Below are 16,715 nucleotides of genomic sequence, written 5' to 3'. Positions count from 1 at the left end.
TCTCCCGACCCCCTACAGCTTCATCAGGCTGGCGTCGTCGACCGAGGCCGAATGGCGGGCACGGAAGAGGGACACGATGATCGCCAGTCCGACCACGACCTCCGCCGCGGCGACGACCATCGTGAAGAAGGCGATGATCTGGCCGTCCAGGTTCCCGTGCATCCGGGAGAACGCGACCAGCGCCAGATTGCAGGCGTTGAGCATCAGCTCCACGCACATGAACAGGATGATCGCGTTGCGCCTGATCAGCACCCCGGCGGCGCCGATGGTGAACAACAGGGCGGCGAGATACAGGTAGTTGACGGGATTCACTTGGCCGCCTCCTCTCCGTCCCGCGGGCGGCCCAGCCGCTCGTCGGCGCGCTGCTCCAGCGCCCGCAGGTCCTCCAGGGCCCGCGCCGACACATCACGGATCTGGCCGCGCGCCCGCAGCGTGCGGTTCACGGTCAGCTCGGACGGGGTGCCGTCCGGCAGCAGGCCGGGGATGTCCACGGCGTTGTGCCGGGCGTACACACCGGGTGCGGGCAGCGGCGGGATCTGCTTGCCCTCGCGCACCCGCTGCTCCGCCAGCTCCCGCTGGGTGCGGGCGCGTTCGGTGCGCTCCCGGTGGGTGAGCACCATCGCGCCGACCGCCGCCGTGATGAGCAGCGCGCCGGTGATCTCGAACGCGAAGACGTACTTGGTGAACAGCAGCGTCGCGATGCCCTGGACGTTGCCCCCGGCGTTCGCCGCGCCGAGCCCGTTGAACGTGTCCAGCGAGGCCCGGCCGATCCCGGCGATCAGCAGCGCGCCGAACCCGAGCCCGCACAGCAGGGCCAGCCACCGCTGGCCCTTGATGGTCTCCTTCAGCGAGTCGGCGGCGGTGACGCCGACGAGCATCACGACGAAGAGGAACAGCATCATGATCGCGCCCGTGTAGACGACGACCTGCACGATGCCCAGGAAGTAGGCGCCGTTGGCGAGGTAGAAGATCGCCAGGATGACCATCGTCCCGGCCAGGCACAGCGCGCTGTGCACGGCCTTGCGCATCAGTACGGTGCACAGCGCGCCGATCACCGCGACCGTGCCGAGCAGCCAGAATTGCACGGCCTCGCCGGTCGACGTGGTGTAGGCGGCGGCCAGTGTGCTCGCGGTCATGCCCCGACCACCTTCCCGGACGCGGGTTCGCTCTCCCCGAAGTCCGACGCGGCCTCCTGCGGGGGCTGCTCGCCCTTGCTGACCGCGGTCTGCCGGACCGTCCCGGGCGCCGCCTCGTGGACCAGGCCCCGGTAGTAGTCCTGCTCGTCCATGCCCGGGTGGATGGCGTGGGGCGTGTCGACCATGCCCTCCGTCAGGCCCGCGAGGAGCTGCTCCTTGGTGTAGATCAGGTTCTCGCGGGAGCTGTCGGCGAGCTCGAACTCGTTCGTCATCGTCAGCGCCCGCGTCGGGCACGCCTCGATGCACAGCCCGCACAGGATGCAGCGGGCGTAGTTGATCTGGTAGACGCGGCCGTACCGCTCGCCGGGCGAGTAGCGCTCCTCGTCGGTGTTGTCCGCGCCCTCCACGTAGATGGCGTCGGCGGGGCAGGCCCAGGCGCACAGCTCGCAGCCGACGCACTTCTCCAGCCCGTCCGGGTGGCGGTTGAGCTGGTGCCTGCCGTGGAAGCGGGGCGCCGTCGTCTTGCGCTGCTCCGGGTACTGCTCCGTCAGCCGCTTCTTGAACATGGCCTTGAAGGTCACGCCGAAGCCGGCCACCGGGTTCTGGAAGGGGGTCCGTGGGGTGTCCCCCCGGGATGACTCAGTAGACACCGTCCGTCTCCTTTCCTTCACTCGCCGCGTCCCCGGGGCCGCTGGCGATCAGCTCGCGCTCGCCGCGCGGCCGCCGCCTGGGCACCGGGGGCAGGGTCTGTCCGGGCAGCGGCGGCACCGGGAACCCGCCGGCCATCGGGTCGAACTCGCCGGTCCCCGCGCTCTCCGGGGGCGCGGCCGCGGCCTCCTTCGCCTTCCGGTCGCGGAACATGTCGGCGACGAAGGAGAGCAGCAGCACCGCGAGGACGGCACCGGCGACGTACAGGACGATCGACTGGAACTCCACGTTCTCGTTGCGCAGCGCGCGCACGGTGGCGACGAGCATCAGCCACACGACCGAGACGGGGATGAGGACCTTCCAGCCGAGCTTCATCAGCTGGTCGTAGCGGACGCGGGGCAGCGTGCCGCGCAGCCAGACGAAGAGGAACAGCAGGGCGACGACCTTGCCGATGAACCAGAGCATCGGCCACCAGCCGTGGTTCGCGCCCTCCCAGAACGCCGAGACCGGGTACGGGGCGCGCCAGCCGCCGAGGAACAGCGTGACGGAGACGACCGAGACGGTGACCATGTTGACGTACTCGGCCAGCATGAACATCGCGAACTTGATCGAGCTGTACTCGGTGTTGAAGCCGCCGACCAGGTCGCCCTCGGACTCCGGCATGTCGAACGGGGCCCGGTTGGTCTCGCCGACCATCGTCACCATGTAGATCAGGAACGACACCGGGAGCAGCACCACGAACCAGCGGTCCGCCTGCGCGTCCACGATCGCCGAGGTCGACATGGACCCGGAGTAGAGGAAGACCGAGGCGAAGGCCGCGCCCATGGCGATCTCGTACGAGATCATCTGCGCGCAGGCGCGCAGGCCGCCCAGGAGCGGGTAGGTGGAGCCGGACGACCAGCCGGCGAGGACGATGCCGTAGATGCCGACCGAGGCGACCGCGAGGATGTAGAGCATCGCGATCGGCAGGTCGGTCAGCTGCATCGTGGTCCGCTGGCCGAAGATCGAGATCTCGTTGCCCGCGGGGCCGAAGGGGATCACGGCGATGGCCATGAACGCGGGGACGGCGGCGACGATCGGGGCCAGGACGTAGACGACCTTGTCGGCCCGCTTGACGACGACGTCCTCCTTCAGCATCAGCTTGACGCCGTCCGCGAGGGACTGCAGGAGGCCCCAGGGGCCGTGCCGGTTGGGGCCGATGCGCAGCTGCATCCACGCGACGACCTTGCGCTCCATGACGATGGAGATCAGCACGGTGACCATGAGGAAGGCGAAGCAGAAGACCGCCTTGATCAGCACGAGCCACCAGGGGTCGCGGCCGAACAGCGAGAGGTCCTCGGCCGCGAGGAGGGCCGTGTTCATGCGCGCACCTCCGACGAGTCCGTCGAGTCCGTCGAATGGGGGGAAGCGGCCGGGGCGATGCGGACCAGGCGGCCGGGCACGGTGCCCAGGTCGGACAGGACGCCGTCGCCGGTGGACCGCAGCGGCAGCCACACCACGCGGTCCGGCATCGCGGTCACCCGCAGCGGCAGCGTCACGGACCCGGCCGGTCCGGTCACCCGCAGCGGGTCGCCTTCCTTGACGCCCGCCTCGGCGGCCGTCGCGGGCGAGAGGCGGGCCACGGCGGCGTGCCGGGTCCCGGCCAGCGCCTCGTCGCCCTCCTGCAGCCGGCCCAGGTCGAGCAGCATCCGGTGACCGGCCAGCACGGCCTCGCCCTCGCCGGCCCGGGGCAGCGGCAGCCGCGCCTCGGCCGGGTCGTCGGCCCGCTCGCCGTCCCACGCGCCGAGCCGGTCCATCTCGCGCCGCACGGCCCGTACGTCCGGCAGCCCGAAGTGCACGTCCATCGCGTCGGCGAGCATGTGCAGCACCCGCGCGTCGGACGGCGGCAGGGCACTGGTCATGTGCTGCGGCTTCAGCGCCGCCTCGAACATCCGGACCCGCCCCTCCCAGTTGAGGAACGTGCCCGCCTTCTCGGCGACCGCGGCGACCGGGAGGACCACGTCGGCCCGCTCGGTGACCTCGCCGGGGCGCAGCTCCAGCGACACGACGAACGCCGTGTCCAGCGCCTCGCGGGCCCGCGCGGGGTCCGGGAGGTCCGCCACGTCCACGCCGCCGACCAGCAGCGCGGTCAGCTCGCCGGTCGCGGCGTCCTCCACGATCCGGCCGGTGTCGCGCCCGTAGCGGTGCGGCAGTTCCCGTACGCCCCACACGGTGGCGACCTCGTCGCGGGCGCGCGGGTCGGTGGCGGGGCGCCCGCCGGGCAGCAGCGACGGCAGCGCGCCCGCCCAGACGGCGCCCGGCTCACCGGCCCTGCGCGGCACCCACACCAGGAGGGCGCCGGTCGCCGTGGCGGCGCGCACGGCGGCGGTCAGCGCGCCCGGCACGGCGGCCAGGCGCTCGCCGACGACGATGACCGCGCCCTCGGCGCGCAGGGCCTCAGCGGCCGCGGCTCCCGGCCCGTCGAGCCCGGCGCCCGCGGCGAGCGCGTCCAGCCACTCGGTCTCCGTGCCGGGCGCGGCGGGCAGCAGCGTGCCGCCCGCCTTCTCCAGGCCGCGCGTGGCGTACGGGGCGATGGCGTACGTGCGCTGCCCGTGCTTGCGCCAGGCCTTGCGCAGCCGCAGGAAGACGCCGGGCGCCTCCTCCTCGGCCTCGAATCCGGCGAGCAGCACGGCGGGCGCCTGCTCCAGGGACGTGTACGTGACGCCCGTACCGTCCAGGTCCCGGCCGCGCCCGGCGACGCGGGCGGCCAGGAAGTCGGCCTCCTCGGCGCTGTGGAGGCGCGCGCGGAAGTCGATGTCGTTCGTGGCGAGGGCCACGCGCGCGAACTTGGCGTACGCGTAGGCGTCCTCCACGGTGAGCCGCCCGCCGGTCAGCACACCGGTGCGGCCGCGGGCCAGCCCGCGCGCCGCCGCCTCCAGCGCCTCGGGCCAGGACGCGGCATGCAGCGCCCCGTCGTCGCCGCGCACCAGGGGCGTGGCGAGCCGGTCGCGGGCCTGTGCGTACCGGAACGCGAAGCGCCCCTTGTCGCACAGCCACTCCTCGTTGACCTCCGGGTCGTTGGCGGCGAGGCGGCGCATGACCTTGCCGCGCCGGTGGTCGGTGCGGGTGGCGCAGCCGCCGGCGCAGTGCTCGCACACCGACGGGCTGGAGACCAGGTCGAAGGGGCGGGAGCGGAACCGGTACGCGGCGGAGGTGAGCGCCCCGACCGGGCAGATCTGGATGGTGTTCCCGGAGAAGTACGACTCGAAGGGGTCGCCCTCGCCGGTGCCGACCTGCTGGAGGGCGCCCCGCTCGACCAGTTCGATCATCGGGTCGCCGGCGATCTGCGTGGAGAAGCGGGTGCAGCGGGCGCACAGCACGCACCGCTCGCGGTCGAGGAGGACCTGCGTGGAGAGGGGGACGGGCTTCTCGTAGGTGCGCTTGCGGCCCTCGAAGCGGGATTCGGCCTGCCCGTGCGAGACGGCCTGGTTCTGCAGGGGGCACTCGCCGCCCTTGTCGCAGACGGGGCAGTCCAGGGGGTGGTTGATGAGCAGCAGCTCCATCACGCCGACCTGGGCCTTCTCGGCGACCTTGGAGGTGAGTTGAGTCCTCACCACCATCCCGTCCGTACAGGTGATCGTGCAGGAGGCCATGGGCTTGCGCTGGCCCTCGACCTCGACGATGCACTGCCGGCAGGCGCCGGCCGGGTCGAGGAGGGGGTGGTCGCAGAACCGGGGGATCTCGATGCCGAGCTGCTCGGCGGCGCGGATGACCAGCGTCCCCTTGGGGACGGACACCTCGATGCCGTCGATGGTCAGCGTGACCAGGTCCTCCGGCGGCACCGGGGCGGCCCCGCCGCCGGCGGGGTTCGATGCCATGACGGTCATGCCGTCACCTCCACGTGGTTGTCCGCCCAGGCGGTCGACTTGGCCGGGTCGAAGGGGCAGCCCCTGCCGGTGATGTGCTCCTCGTACTCCTCGCGGAAGTACTTCAGGGAGGAGAAGATCGGGGAGGCGGCGCCGTCGCCGAGGGCGCAGAAGGACTTGCCGTTGATGTTGTCCGCGATGTCGGCGAGCTTGTCGAGGTCGGACGGCTTGCCCTTGCCCGCCTCGATGTCGCGCAGCAGCTGGACCAGCCAGTAGGTGCCCTCGCGGCAGGGGGTGCACTTGCCGCACGACTCGTGGGCGTAGAACTCGGTCCAGCGGGTCACGGCGCGCACCACGCAGGTGGTCTCGTCGAAGCACTGGAGCGCCTTGGTGCCGAGCATGGACCCGGCGGCGCCGACGCCCTCGTAGTCGAGGGGCACGTCGAGGTGCTCGTCGGTGAACATCGGCGTGGAGGAGCCGCCGGGCGTCCAGAACTTGAGGCGGTGCCCGGGCCGCATCCCGCCGCTCATGTCGAGCAGCTGGCGCAGGGTGATGCCGAGCGGCGCCTCGTACTGGCCGGGGGCGGCGACGTGGCCGCTGAGCGAGTACAGCGTGAAGCCGGGGGACTTCTCGCTGCCCATGGAGCGGAACCACTCCTTGCCCCGGTGGAGGATGGCGGGAACCGACGCGATGGACTCGACGTTGTTCACGACGGTGGGGCACGCGTACAGGCCGGCGACCGCGGGGAAGGGGGGCCGCAGCCGGGGCTGGCCGCGGCGGCCCTCCAGCGAGTCGAGCAGGGCGGTCTCCTCGCCGCAGATGTACGCCCCGGCTCCGGCGTGCACGGTGAGGTCGACGTCGAGTCCGCTGCCGAGGACATTCCGCCCGAGGTAGCCGGCGGCGTACGCCTCGCGGACCGCCTCGTGGAGGCGGCGCAGCACGGGGACGACCTCGCCGCGCAGGTAGACGAAGGCGTGCGAGGAGCGGATCGCGTAGCAGGCGATCACGATGCCCTCGATGAGGGAGTGCGGGTTGGCGAAGAGGAGGGGGATGTCCTTGCAGGTGCCCGGCTCGGACTCGTCGGCGTTGACGACGAGGTAGTGGGGCTTGCCGTCGCCCTGCGGGATGAACTGCCACTTCATCCCGGTCGGGAAGCCGGCGCCGCCGCGGCCGCGCAGCCCGGAGTCCTTGACGTACGCGATGACGTCGTCGGGCGACATGGCGAGGGCCTTGCGCAGCCCCTCGTACCCGTCGTGGCGCCGGTAGGTGTCCAGCGTCCAGGAGCGGGGCTCGTCCCAGAAGGCGGACAGGACCGGCGCGAGCAGCTTCTCGGGGCTGGTCTCCCCGATTTCGGGTGCCAAGGTCATCACTCCCCCTCCTCGCTGACCGGGCCCGCCGGGTGCTTCGGGTCGGACGCGGAGGTCTGTTGCGGTGCGTCGTGCGAGCTGAGGTGGCGGGCGCCCGGCGTGGGGGCGTCCTGCGGCGCAGAGCCGCGCTGGTCGCTGCCGGCCGCCCCGCCGCGCGGGTGGACGACGCGCGGCGGGAGCGCCTCGCCCTTGGCGAGCTTCAGGCCGACGAGGGAGGCCGGCCCCGCGCCGCCGCCGGCCTCGACCGCGCCGGGCCGCTCGTCGGGGAAGCCGGCGAGGATGCGGGCGGTCTCCTTGAAGGTGCACAGGGGCGCGCCGCGGGTCGGGGTGACGGGGCGGCCGGCGCGCAGGTCGTCGACGAGGCGCTTGGCGCTCTCGGGCGTCTGGTTGTCGAAGAACTCCCAGTTGACCATCACCACGGGGGCGAAGTCGCAGGCGGCGTTGCACTCGATGTGTTCGAGGGTGACCTTGCCGTCCTCGGTGGTCTCCTGGTTGCCGACGCCGAGGTGCTGCTTGAGCTCCTCGAAGATGGCGTCGCCGCCCATGACGGCGCACAGGGTGTTGGTGCAGACCCCGACCTGGTAGTCGCCGCTGGGCTTGCGCCGGTACATCGAGTAGAAGGTGGCGACGGCGGTGACCTCGGCGGTGGTCAGCCCCAGCACCTCGGCGCAGAAGCGCATTCCCGTGCGGGTGACGTGCCCTTCCTCGGACTGGACGAGGTGCAGCAGCGGCAGCAGCGCGGAGCGCGAGTCCGGGTAGCGGGCGATCACCTCCCGGGCGTCCGCTTCGAGCCGGGCGCGTACGTCGGCGGGGTAGTCGGGGGCGGGGAGTTCGGGCATCCCCAGCTGGACGTCGGTCACCGGTCGACGCCTCCCATCACGGGGTCGATGGACGCGACGGCGACGATGACGTCGGCGACCTGGCCGCCTTCGCACATCGCCGCCATGGCCTGGAGGTTGGTGAAGGACGGGTCGCGGAAGTGGACCCGGTACGGGCGGGTGCCGCCGTCGGAGACGACGTGCGCGCCCAGCTCGCCCTTGGGGGACTCGACGGCGGCGTACGCCTGGCCGGGCGGGACCCGGAAGCCCTCGGTGACCAGCTTGAAGTGGTGGATCAGGGCCTCCATGGAGGTGCCCATGATCTTCTTGATGTGGTCGAGGGAGTTGCCCAGGCCGTCGGGGCCGAGGGCCAGCTGCGCCGGCCAGGCGATCTTCTTGTCGGCGACCATGACCGGGCCGGGGGCGAGCCGGTCGAGGCACTGCTCGATGATCCGCAGCGACTGGCGCATCTCCTCCAGCCGGATCAGGAACCGGCCGTAGGCGTCGCAGGTGTCCGCGGTCGGCACGTCGAACTCGTACGTCTCGTAGCCGCAGTACGGCTCGGCGCGGCGCAGGTCGTGCGGCAGGCCGGCCGAGCGCAGGATGGGCCCGGTCGCGCCGAGGGCCATGCAGCCGGCGAGGTCCAGGTAGCCGATGTCCTGCATGCGGGCCTTGAAGATGGGGTTGCCGGTGGCGAGCTTGTCGTACTCCGGCAGGTTCTTCCGCATGGTCCGCACGAACTCGCGGATCTGCTCGACGGCGCCGGGCGGCAGGTCCTGGGCGAGGCCGCCGGGGCGGATGAACGCGTGGTTCATGCGCAGGCCGGTGATCAGCTCGTAGAGGTCCAGGATCATCTCGCGGTCCCGGAACCCGTAGATCATGATCGTGGTGGCGCCCAGCTCCATGCCGCCGGTGGCGATGCACACCAGGTGCGAGGAGAGCCGGTTGAGCTCCATGAGCAGGACGCGGACGACGGTGGCCCGGTCGGGGATCTGGTCCTCGATGCCGAGGAGCTTCTCCACGCCGAGGCAGTACGCCGTCTCGTTGAAGAACGACGTCAGGTAGTCCATGCGCGTCACGAACGTGGTGCCCTGGGTCCACGTCCGGTACTCGAGGTTCTTCTCGATGCCGGTGTGGAGGTAGCCGATGCCGCAGCGGGCCTCGGTGACGGTCTCGCCGTCGATCTCCAGGATGAGCCGGAGCACGCCGTGGGTGGACGGGTGCTGGGGGCCCATGTTGACGACGATCCGCTCGTCGTCGGCCTTCGCCGCGGACTGGACGACCTCGTCCCAGTCGCCGCCGGTGACGGTGTAGACGGTGCCCTCGGTCGTCTCCCGGGGCTCGGCCTGGGGGGTTGCCTTGGGAGTGGTCACGAGTACGACCTCCGCTGGTCCGGAGCCGGGATCTGGGCGCCCTTGTACTCGACGGGGATGCCGCCGAGGGGGTAGTCCTTGCGCTGCGGGTGGCCCTGCCAGTCGTCCGGCATCATGATCCGGGTCAGGGCGGGGTGCCCGTCGAAGACCAGCCCGAAGAAGTCGTACGTCTCGCGCTCGTGCCAGTCGTTGGTCGGGTAGACGGCGACGAGCGACGGGACGTGCGGGTCGCTGTCGGGGGCGCTGACCTCCAGGCGCAGGCGGCGCCCGTGGGTGAGCGAGCGCAGGTGGTAGACCGCGTGCAGCTCGCGGCCGGTGTCGCCGGGGTAGTGGACGCCGCTGACGCCCGTGCACAGCTCGAAGCGCAGGGCGGGGTCGTCGCGCAGGGTGCGGGCGACGCGGACGAGGTGCTCGCGCGCGATGTGGAAGGTGAGCTCGCCCCGGTCGACGACGGTCTTCTCGATCGCGTTCGAAGGGACGAGGCCCTGCTCCTCCAGGGCGCCCTCCAGCTCGTCGGCGACCTCGTCGAAGTAGCCGCCGTAGGGCCGGGTGGACGGTCCGGGGAGGCGGATGGAGCGGACGAGGCCGCCGTAGCCGGAGGTGTCCCCGCCGCTCGCGGCGCCGAACATGCCGCGCTGGACGCGGATCTCCTCCCCGAGGTCGCCGCGCTGGCCGGGGAGGTTCTGCGCGCCGAGGTCCTTCTCGGGGTTCGGCTGGCTGGACTGGTCGGTCACCGGAGCAGCCCCTTCATCTCGATCGTCGGGAGGGCCTTGAGCGCCGCCTCCTCCGCCTCGCGGGCCGCTTCGCGCGCGTTGACGCCGAGCTTGGACGACTGGATCTTCTGGTGGAGCTTGAGGATCGCGTCCAGCAGCATCTCGGGACGGGGCGGGCAGCCGGGCAGGTAGATGTCGACCGGTACGACGTGGTCGACGCCCTGCACGATCGCGTAGTTGTTGAACATGCCTCCGGAGGAGGCGCAGACGCCCATGGAGATCACCCACTTCGGGTCGGGCATCTGGTCGTAGACCTGGCGCAGCACCGGCGCCATCTTCTGGCTGACCCGGCCGGCCACGATCATCAGGTCGGCCTGGCGCGGCGAGCCGCGGAAGACCTCCATCCCGAACCGGGCCAGGTCGTACCGGCCGGCGCCGGTGGTCATCATCTCGATGGCGCAGCAGGCGAGGCCGAAGGTCGCGGGGAAGACGGACGCCTTGCGCACCCATCCCGCGGCCTGTTCGACCGTCGTCAGCAGAAATCCGCTCGGCAGCTTCTCTTCGAGTCCCATGAGTGTGCCCTTCAGCCCCTCAGTCCCATTCCAGGCCGCCGCGCCGCCATACGTACGCGTAGGCGACGAAGACCGTGAGCACGAAGAGGAGCATCTCCACGAGCCCGAAAAGCCCCAGGGCGTCGAAGGTGACGGCCCAGGGGTAGAGGAAGACGATCTCGATGTCGAAGACGATGAAGAGCATCGCCGTCAGGTAGTACTTGATCGGGAAGCGGCCACCTCCGGCCGGCGTCGGGGTCGGCTCGATGCCGCACTCGTACGCCTCGAGCTTCGCCCGGTTGTACTTCCTCGGGCCGATGAGCGTGGCCATGACCACGGAGAAGATCGCAAACGCTGCCCCGAGGGCGCCGAGCACGAGGATGGGCGTGTACGCATTCACGCTCCTCGCTCCTTCCAGTCGTCCTTGACCGTTGGACCGCAGCGGGCTTCCGTCGCACCGTCTCGAAGGGTCTCCGGGTGATCGGTGACCCCCGGAAGATCGCTTCCATGTGAGGCAGTTCACAAGCCCGACTGCAACGCATCCTATGCCCGTCGATCTGTGATCTGCGACACGGGGGTTGCCAAGGACTTTGTGATCTCTGCCACCTGTCGAACGATCATGAACTCGGATGAACGCCGATCTTCACACCAGACGTGACCGAGTGGCGACGATACGTGACATTCTGGCCGATCAGCGCTGGTCGGAGGGGCCCTGCACTATCAAACCCTGGCACGTACACGCAAATTCGAGTTGGACGCATCCGGGTGATAAAGGAGGTCACCCCACTCGTGCGGGGGGCCCGGCGGGACGGAGGTGGACGCGTGCGCCGGTTCACGAACGGCGGGCGCAAGCGACGCGGCGTCAAAAGTGACCTGCATCACTTCCCCCGAGCGGCCAGAAAAGCGGGGTTGGCCATCTGCGCCAACCAGTGGTAGGCGGGCGGCAATTCGGACGTTTCGCGGAAAACCCATGATCACGGGCGTGATCACCTCGGCCTGAAATGTCCGTTACGGCGTCAATAAAGGCCCTCGCCGGGCGGATTCAGCGCCTCCGCACGCAACTGTGGCGCACCACACGTTTCTTGAAGGGAACCGTGGAGCCCTGATACCGGTTGTTCTCATGTCCCACACCGCTCCCATACCCAGCCACCGGAAGCCCCGCCGCAGCTCGTCGAAGCTCGCGCTGCGCGCCGGAGTTGCCGGTGGCGTCCTCAGCACCATCGCGGTGGCCGCGTCGCCCGCTCAGGCCGAGCCGGTGACCGAGACCATCGAGATGCCCACGCTCACCAACGTGGACCTGTCCGGCGCGCTGTCCAACGCCGTCGCCGCCTCCGCCGAGGCGACCGAGCAGCACGCGCTCGCCCAGGACCTGCGGGCCCAGGAGGACGCGGCGGCCGCCAAGGCGGCGAAGGACGCCAAGAAGGCCAAGGCGGAGGCGGAGCGCAAGGCCGAGGCCGAGCGCAAGGCCAAGGAGGCCGAGGAGAAGGCCCGCGCCGAGGCGGAGCGCGCCTCGCGCACCTCCGAGCGCACCACGCTCTCCGCCTCGTCCGACAGCGACGGCGGCGGCGACAGCGACTCCTCCTACAGCGCCCCCGCGAGCGGTTCGGCCGCCGCCATCGTGGCGTTCGCGCGCGCCCAGGTCGGCGACGCGTACGTCATGGGCGCCACGGGCCCCAACGCCTGGGACTGCTCCGGCCTCGTCCAGGCCGCCTACCGCCAGGCCGGCATCGACCTGCCGCGCGTCTCCAGCGCGCAGTCGAGCATGGGCACCTCCGTCTCGCTGGACAACCTCCAGCCGGGCGACATCCTCTACTGGGGCAGCCGCAGCGGCTCGTACCACGTCGCCATCTACGTCGGCGGCGGCAACTTCGTGGGCGCGCAGAACCCCAGCAAGGGCGTCGTCGAGCAGTCCCTCGACTGGGACCGGCCGTCCGGCGCCGTCCGCATCCTCTGACGCGGCAGCACCGCAACACGCCTGAAGGGCCGTCGCTCCCCCGCTCGGGGTGGAGCGACGGCCCTCGGCGTACACCGGTCACGCGGAGCGGCGCCGTACCGGTGCGTCCCCCGTCGTACGGACCGCGCCCGGGCCCGGTCGTACGGCCGCGCCCGGCCGTCCGCCGCAACGGCAGCCGGGCGCTACGGCAGCCGGGCGCTACGGGCGCTTTGGGCGCCTTTGGCTCACCGGACCCGCCGGGCGCTACGGCCGCTCCGGGCCGCGGAACGCCTCGATGAGCCGCCCGTAGCTGTCGCCGCCGTGCCCGTCGGCGGCGGCCTTCGCCATCAGCTCCCGGTGCAGTTCGGGCAGCCGCCCGTCGACGCCCCGCGCGCGGCCCGCGTGCAGCAGGTGCTCGATCGCCGCCAGCTGCACGTCGATGGTGGCGTCGTCGCCCGGGTACTCGCCCTCGTCGATCTGGCCCGCGTACCGCTCCATGAACAGCCCGACCGTCGACAGCCAGCGCACCGCCACCGGCGTGAACGCCCGCGCCGCCACGCCGTCCGCGCCCGCCAGCGCGGTGGCGTGCAGCCAGCCGCCGAACACCGACCACATCAGCCCCAGCAGCCCCGTGTCGTACAGCGAGGCGAGCCCCGCGTCCTCACCGAGGTCGATCGGGTCGCCCAGCACCGCGAGCGTCTCCCGGTGCGCCGCGAACGCCTCGGGCGAACCGCTGTACAGGAACATGCTGTCCCGGCTGCCGACCCCCGGCGGCGTCGTCATGATCCCGCCGTCCAGGTACCGCGCCCCGAGCCCGGCCGCCCACGCGGCGGTCTCCCGCGCCTGCTCCGGCGAGCCCGACGTCACATTGACCAGCGTCCGGCCCGCCAGGCCGCCGGCCACCGGGTCGAGCAGCTCGCGCACCGCCGCGTAGTCCAGCACGCACACCAGGACCAGCTCGCTCGCCTCGACCGCCTCCGCGACCGTCGCGGCCCGGCACGCGCCCCGCCCGGCCAGGGCGTCCGCCTTGGCGGCGGTGCGGTTCCAGACGGTCGTCGGGTGACCGGCCGCCAGGAACGCCTCGGCCAGGGCCGTTCCCATCTGCCCCAGTCCGAGCACGGTGACGCTTTCACGGCTCATCGCCTTGTTTCTCCCTCTGCGTACGGATTGCCTGTGCGCTGTCCACCCTCGCAGCGGGCGCCGGGCGGGGACAGGGGCAGGACTGCCCGCCTGCGCACGATTCCTGCCGTACGCTCCGGTGCATGAGCGCCGGAACCGTCGCCGTGGCCGTCCTCCAGGACGCCGGGATATCACCGTGGGAGATGTACGAACTGTCCATCGCGCTCGCCGTGTTCGGCATCCCGCACGAGGACCTCGCGAACCCCTGGTACCGCCTGCGCCTGTGCACCGACGAGCCCCGGGGCGCGTCGGGCCGGGACGCCGGGGAGCCGTACGGGCCGGGCTTCTCCCTGCGTACGGCGCACGGCCTGGACGCGCTCGTGGGCGCGGACACGGTCATCGTGCCGTCCGTGCCGGAGGAGTGCGTCGACGGCGGACGGGAGATACCCGCCGCCCTGGTGGAGGCGCTGCGGGAGGCGGCGGCCTCGGGGTCCCGCATGGTGTCGCTGTGCACGGGGGCGTTCGCGCTGGCGGAGGCCGGGCTGCTGGACGGGCGCCGGGCGACGGCCCACTGGCAGCACACCGCGGAACTGGCAGCCCGCCACCCGTCGGTGACCGTGGACGACTCGGTGCTCTACACCGACGACGGCTCCGTCCTGACCAGCGCGGGCGCCACCGCCGCCCTGGACCTGTGCCTGCACCTGGTGCGCCGCGACCTCGGGGCGCACGTCGCCAACCAGCTGGCGCGGCGGCTCGTCGTGCACGCCCACCGCGCGGGCGGGCAGGCGCAGTTCATCGAGGCCCCGCTCCCCCCGGCCGGCGACGAGGGCCTCGGCCCGGTCCTCCAGTGGGCGGTCGAGCACCTGGCGGAGCCGCTCACCGTCAACGACCTGGCCCGCCGCGCCCGGATGAGCCCGCGCACCTTCCACCGCCGCCTCCTGGAGGCCACCGGCACCACGCCGATGCGGTGGCTGCTCCAGCAGCGCATCGCCCGCGCGCAGATGCTGCTGGAGTCCACGGACCTGCCGGTGGAGCGGATCGGCGAACGCAGCGGTCTGGGCACGGCGGCGAACCTGCGCCGCCACTTCACCCGCGCGGTCGGCGTCTCCCCCACCGCGTACCGCCGCTCGTTCCCGACGCCCCAGGCCCCTGCCGCGAAGGCCGGGGCCCCGGCGGGCGGCGCGGGGACGGCGGTGCGCTGACGCGAGGGGCGGTGACTGGACGGCCGGCCACGGGACGCCGGCCGTCGGGCGGCGCGCGGGAGGGGACGGCCGGGCCGTCAGGCCTTCGGGGCCACCTTCGACAGGCCGTTGATGATGCGGTCCATCGCGTCGCCGCCCGTCGGGTCCGTCAGATTGGCCAGCATCTTCAGCGTGAAGCGCATCAGCATCGGGTGCGTCAGGCCGCGCTGGGTGGCGATCCGCATGACCTTCGGGTTGCCGATGAGCTTCACGAACGCGCGGCCCAGCGTGTAGTAGCCGCCGTAGGTGTCCTTCAGGGCCTGCGGGTAGGCGTGCAGGGCGCGCTCGCGCTGGGCGTCCGTCGCGCGGGCGTGCGCCTGGACGATCACGTCGGCGGCCAGCTGCCCGGACTCCATGGCGTAGGCGATGCCCTCGCCGTTGAACGGGTTGACCAGGCCGCCCGCGTCGCCGACGAGCAGCAGCCCCCGTGTGTAGTGCGGCTGCCGGTTGAACGCCATCGGCAGGGCGGCCCCGCGGATCGGCATCGTCATGTTGTCCGGCGTGAAGCCCCAGTCCTCCGGCATGGACGCGCACCAGGCCTTGAGGACCTCCCGCCAGTCCAGCTCCCGGAACGCGGAGGAGGAGTTGAGGATGCCGAGGCCCACGTTGGACGTGCCGTCGCCCATGCCGAAGATCCAGCCGTAGCCGGGCAACAGCCGGTCCGGGCCGGGACCGCGCCGGTCCCACAGCTCCAGCCAGGACTCCAGGTAGTCGTCGTCGTGGCGGGGCGTCGTGAAGTACGTGCGGACGGCGACGCCCATCGGCCGGTCCTCGCGCCGGTGCAGCCCCATCGCGAGGGACAGCCGGCTGGAGTTGCCGTCGGCGGCGACGACCAGCGGCGCGTGGAAGGTGACGGGCCTCTTCTCCTCGCCCAGCTTGGCGTGGACGCCCGTGATCCGGCCCGTGCGGGGGTCGGTGACCGGCTCGCCGACGTTGCACCGCTCGTACAGCCGCGCCCCGGCCTTCTGCGCCTGCCGGGCGAGCTGCTCGTCGAAGTCGTCGCGCTTGCGGACCAGTCCGTAGTCCGGGTACGAGGCGAGCTCCGGCCAGTCCAGCTGGAGGCGGACGCCGCCGCCGATGATCCGCAGGCCCTTGTTGCGCAGCCAGCCGGCTTCCTCGGAGATGTCGATGCCCATGGCGACGAGCTGCTTGGTGGCGCGCGGGGTGAGGCCGTCGCCGCACACCTTCTCGCGCGGGAACGCGGTCTTCTCCAGCAGCAGCACGTCGAGCCCCGCCTTCGCGAGGTAGTACGCGGTGGTGGAGCCCGCCGGGCCCGCCCCGACGACGATCACATCTGCGGTGTGCTCGGAGGGGGTCTCGGTCACGGCGGCTTCTCCCGGAGCTCGAAATGGCGTGCCGAAAGCACGGGACATGGGCAGTCTATGGTCACCCGCCGTTCCCCGAGCCGAAGGGCACCCTCGATGACCGACCTGCTCCACGCCGCCGACACCCGGCCCGCCGAGGGGCCGGCCTTCCGCCTGCGCGTGCCGACGGAGGAGGACGCGTACGCGTGGCACCGCGTGTTCGACGACCCGGAGGTGATGGAGTTCCACGGCGGCCGGTCCGCCGAGCTCTCGGTCTACCAGGAGTTCACGGCCCGGCAGCGGCGCCACGACGCCGAACTGGGCTTCTGCCTGTGGACGCTGCTGGACGACGAGGGCGAGGTCGTCGGCTTCACCGGTGCCCAGCCGTGGCCGCACCCGTGGGGCCCGGTCGGGGAGATCGAGATCGGCTGGCGGCTGGCCCGCCGCGCCTGGGGCCGGGGGTACGCGACGGCCGCCGCCCGCGAGACGCTGGAGCGGGTGCGGGCGGCGGGCGTGGAGCGCGTCGTCGCCATGGTGAACGCGCGCAACGAGCGCTCCATCGCCGTCACCCGCCGCCTCGGCATGGCCCTTCAGGACACGAGCCCCCTCCCGGGCCGCGCGGACGAGCTGGGCCACCGCTTCGGGCTGGAGCTGCGGGCCTGAGCGC

General features: G+C 72.1%; 16 protein-coding genes. 3 read left to right on the top strand and 13 right to left on the bottom strand.

Features of this window, described 5'->3' with window-relative positions; genetic code table 11:
- Positions 1-12: 12 nt before the first annotated feature.
- From nuoK to ACSUPT_RS17470, 11 genes are read right to left on the bottom strand one after another with little or no spacing between them, the layout of a single operon-like run.
- Complete coding sequence (gene nuoK, locus ACSUPT_RS17520) at positions 13-312, bottom strand: NADH-quinone oxidoreductase subunit NuoK (protein WP_189529769.1); 300 nt, start codon at positions 310-312, stop codon at positions 13-15.
- Positions 309-1,136 (bottom strand): NADH-quinone oxidoreductase subunit J, encoded by an 828-nt coding sequence (locus ACSUPT_RS17515; protein WP_351966739.1) that lies wholly within the window; start codon positions 1,134-1,136, stop codon positions 309-311. Before ACSUPT_RS17515 ends, nuoK begins: the two co-directional genes overlap by 4 nt.
- Positions 1,133-1,786 (bottom strand): NADH-quinone oxidoreductase subunit NuoI, encoded by a 654-nt coding sequence (nuoI, locus tag ACSUPT_RS17510; RefSeq protein ID WP_351966738.1) that lies wholly within the window; start codon positions 1,784-1,786, stop codon positions 1,133-1,135. The genes ACSUPT_RS17515 and nuoI overlap by 4 nt, the downstream gene beginning before the upstream one ends.
- A complete protein-coding gene (gene nuoH, locus ACSUPT_RS17505; RefSeq protein WP_436944887.1) occupies positions 1,776-3,146 on the bottom strand; it encodes an NADH-quinone oxidoreductase subunit NuoH in 1,371 nt (456 codons plus the stop codon). The genes nuoI and nuoH overlap by 11 nt, the downstream gene beginning before the upstream one ends.
- Positions 3,143-5,650 carry an NADH-quinone oxidoreductase subunit G gene (locus tag ACSUPT_RS17500; protein WP_436944885.1) on the bottom strand — a complete coding sequence of 836 codons (2,508 nt, stop codon included), beginning with the start codon at positions 5,648-5,650 and terminating at the stop codon, positions 3,143-3,145. Before ACSUPT_RS17500 ends, nuoH begins: the two co-directional genes overlap by 4 nt.
- Entirely contained in the window at positions 5,647-6,996 is a 1,350-nt protein-coding gene (nuoF, locus tag ACSUPT_RS17495) for an NADH-quinone oxidoreductase subunit NuoF (protein WP_351966735.1), read from the bottom strand. The genes ACSUPT_RS17500 and nuoF overlap by 4 nt, the downstream gene beginning before the upstream one ends.
- Entirely contained in the window at positions 6,996-7,835 is an 840-nt protein-coding gene (gene nuoE / locus ACSUPT_RS17490; protein WP_361663672.1) for an NADH-quinone oxidoreductase subunit NuoE, read from the bottom strand. Before nuoE ends, nuoF begins: the two co-directional genes overlap by 1 nt.
- Positions 7,836-7,852: 17 nt before the next feature.
- Positions 7,853-9,187, bottom strand: a complete 1,335-nt coding sequence (locus ACSUPT_RS17485; protein ID WP_351966734.1) for an NADH-quinone oxidoreductase subunit D — start codon at positions 9,185-9,187, stop codon at positions 7,853-7,855.
- Positions 9,184-9,921 carry an NADH-quinone oxidoreductase subunit C gene (locus ACSUPT_RS17480; RefSeq protein WP_351966733.1) on the bottom strand — a complete coding sequence of 246 codons (738 nt, stop codon included), beginning with the start codon at positions 9,919-9,921 and terminating at the stop codon, positions 9,184-9,186. The genes ACSUPT_RS17485 and ACSUPT_RS17480 overlap by 4 nt, the downstream gene beginning before the upstream one ends.
- Positions 9,918-10,472 (bottom strand): NuoB/complex I 20 kDa subunit family protein, encoded by a 555-nt coding sequence (locus tag ACSUPT_RS17475; RefSeq protein WP_351966732.1) that lies wholly within the window; start codon positions 10,470-10,472, stop codon positions 9,918-9,920. Before ACSUPT_RS17475 ends, ACSUPT_RS17480 begins: the two co-directional genes overlap by 4 nt.
- A gap of 19 nt (positions 10,473-10,491) precedes the next feature.
- A complete protein-coding gene (locus tag ACSUPT_RS17470) occupies positions 10,492-10,851 on the bottom strand; it encodes an NADH-quinone oxidoreductase subunit A (RefSeq protein ID WP_010470881.1) in 360 nt (119 codons plus the stop codon).
- 720 nt (positions 10,852-11,571) lie between these two features.
- Here ACSUPT_RS17470 and ACSUPT_RS17465 point away from each other — a divergent pair.
- Entirely contained in the window at positions 11,572-12,405 is an 834-nt protein-coding gene (locus tag ACSUPT_RS17465; RefSeq protein WP_351966731.1) for a C40 family peptidase, read from the top strand.
- 243 nt (positions 12,406-12,648) lie between these two features.
- On the opposite strand, the gene ACSUPT_RS17460 is transcribed toward ACSUPT_RS17465, so the two are convergent.
- On the bottom strand, positions 12,649-13,524 hold the full coding sequence (locus ACSUPT_RS17460; protein ID WP_436944882.1) for an NAD(P)-dependent oxidoreductase: 876 nt from the start codon (positions 13,522-13,524) through the stop codon (positions 12,649-12,651).
- Between the two features lie 122 nt (positions 13,525-13,646).
- On the opposite strand from ACSUPT_RS17460, the gene ACSUPT_RS17455 reads away from it, so the two are divergent.
- The gene (locus tag ACSUPT_RS17455) at positions 13,647-14,705 is read left to right on the top strand and encodes a GlxA family transcriptional regulator (protein ID WP_436944881.1); all 1,059 of its coding nucleotides are present in this window, start codon (positions 13,647-13,649) and stop codon (positions 14,703-14,705) included.
- Between the two features lie 77 nt (positions 14,706-14,782).
- Here the strand turns inward: ACSUPT_RS17455 and ACSUPT_RS17450 are convergent, their stop codons facing one another.
- Positions 14,783-16,069 (bottom strand): geranylgeranyl reductase family protein, encoded by a 1,287-nt coding sequence (locus tag ACSUPT_RS17450; RefSeq protein ID WP_351966728.1) that lies wholly within the window; start codon positions 16,067-16,069, stop codon positions 14,783-14,785.
- A gap of 96 nt (positions 16,070-16,165) precedes the next feature.
- Here ACSUPT_RS17450 and ACSUPT_RS17445 point away from each other — a divergent pair, with 96 nt between their 5' ends.
- On the top strand, positions 16,166-16,711 hold the full coding sequence (locus ACSUPT_RS17445) for a GNAT family N-acetyltransferase (RefSeq protein ID WP_351966727.1): 546 nt from the start codon (positions 16,166-16,168) through the stop codon (positions 16,709-16,711).
- Positions 16,712-16,715: the final 4 nt, after the last annotated feature.

This window comes from Streptomyces sp. SudanB25_2051 (genome assembly GCF_964272635.1).
Lineage (GTDB): Bacteria > Actinomycetota > Actinomycetes > Streptomycetales > Streptomycetaceae > Streptomyces.
Note: the sequence above shows the minus strand (reverse complement) of the source record. Positions and strands in the feature narration are given on the sequence as shown.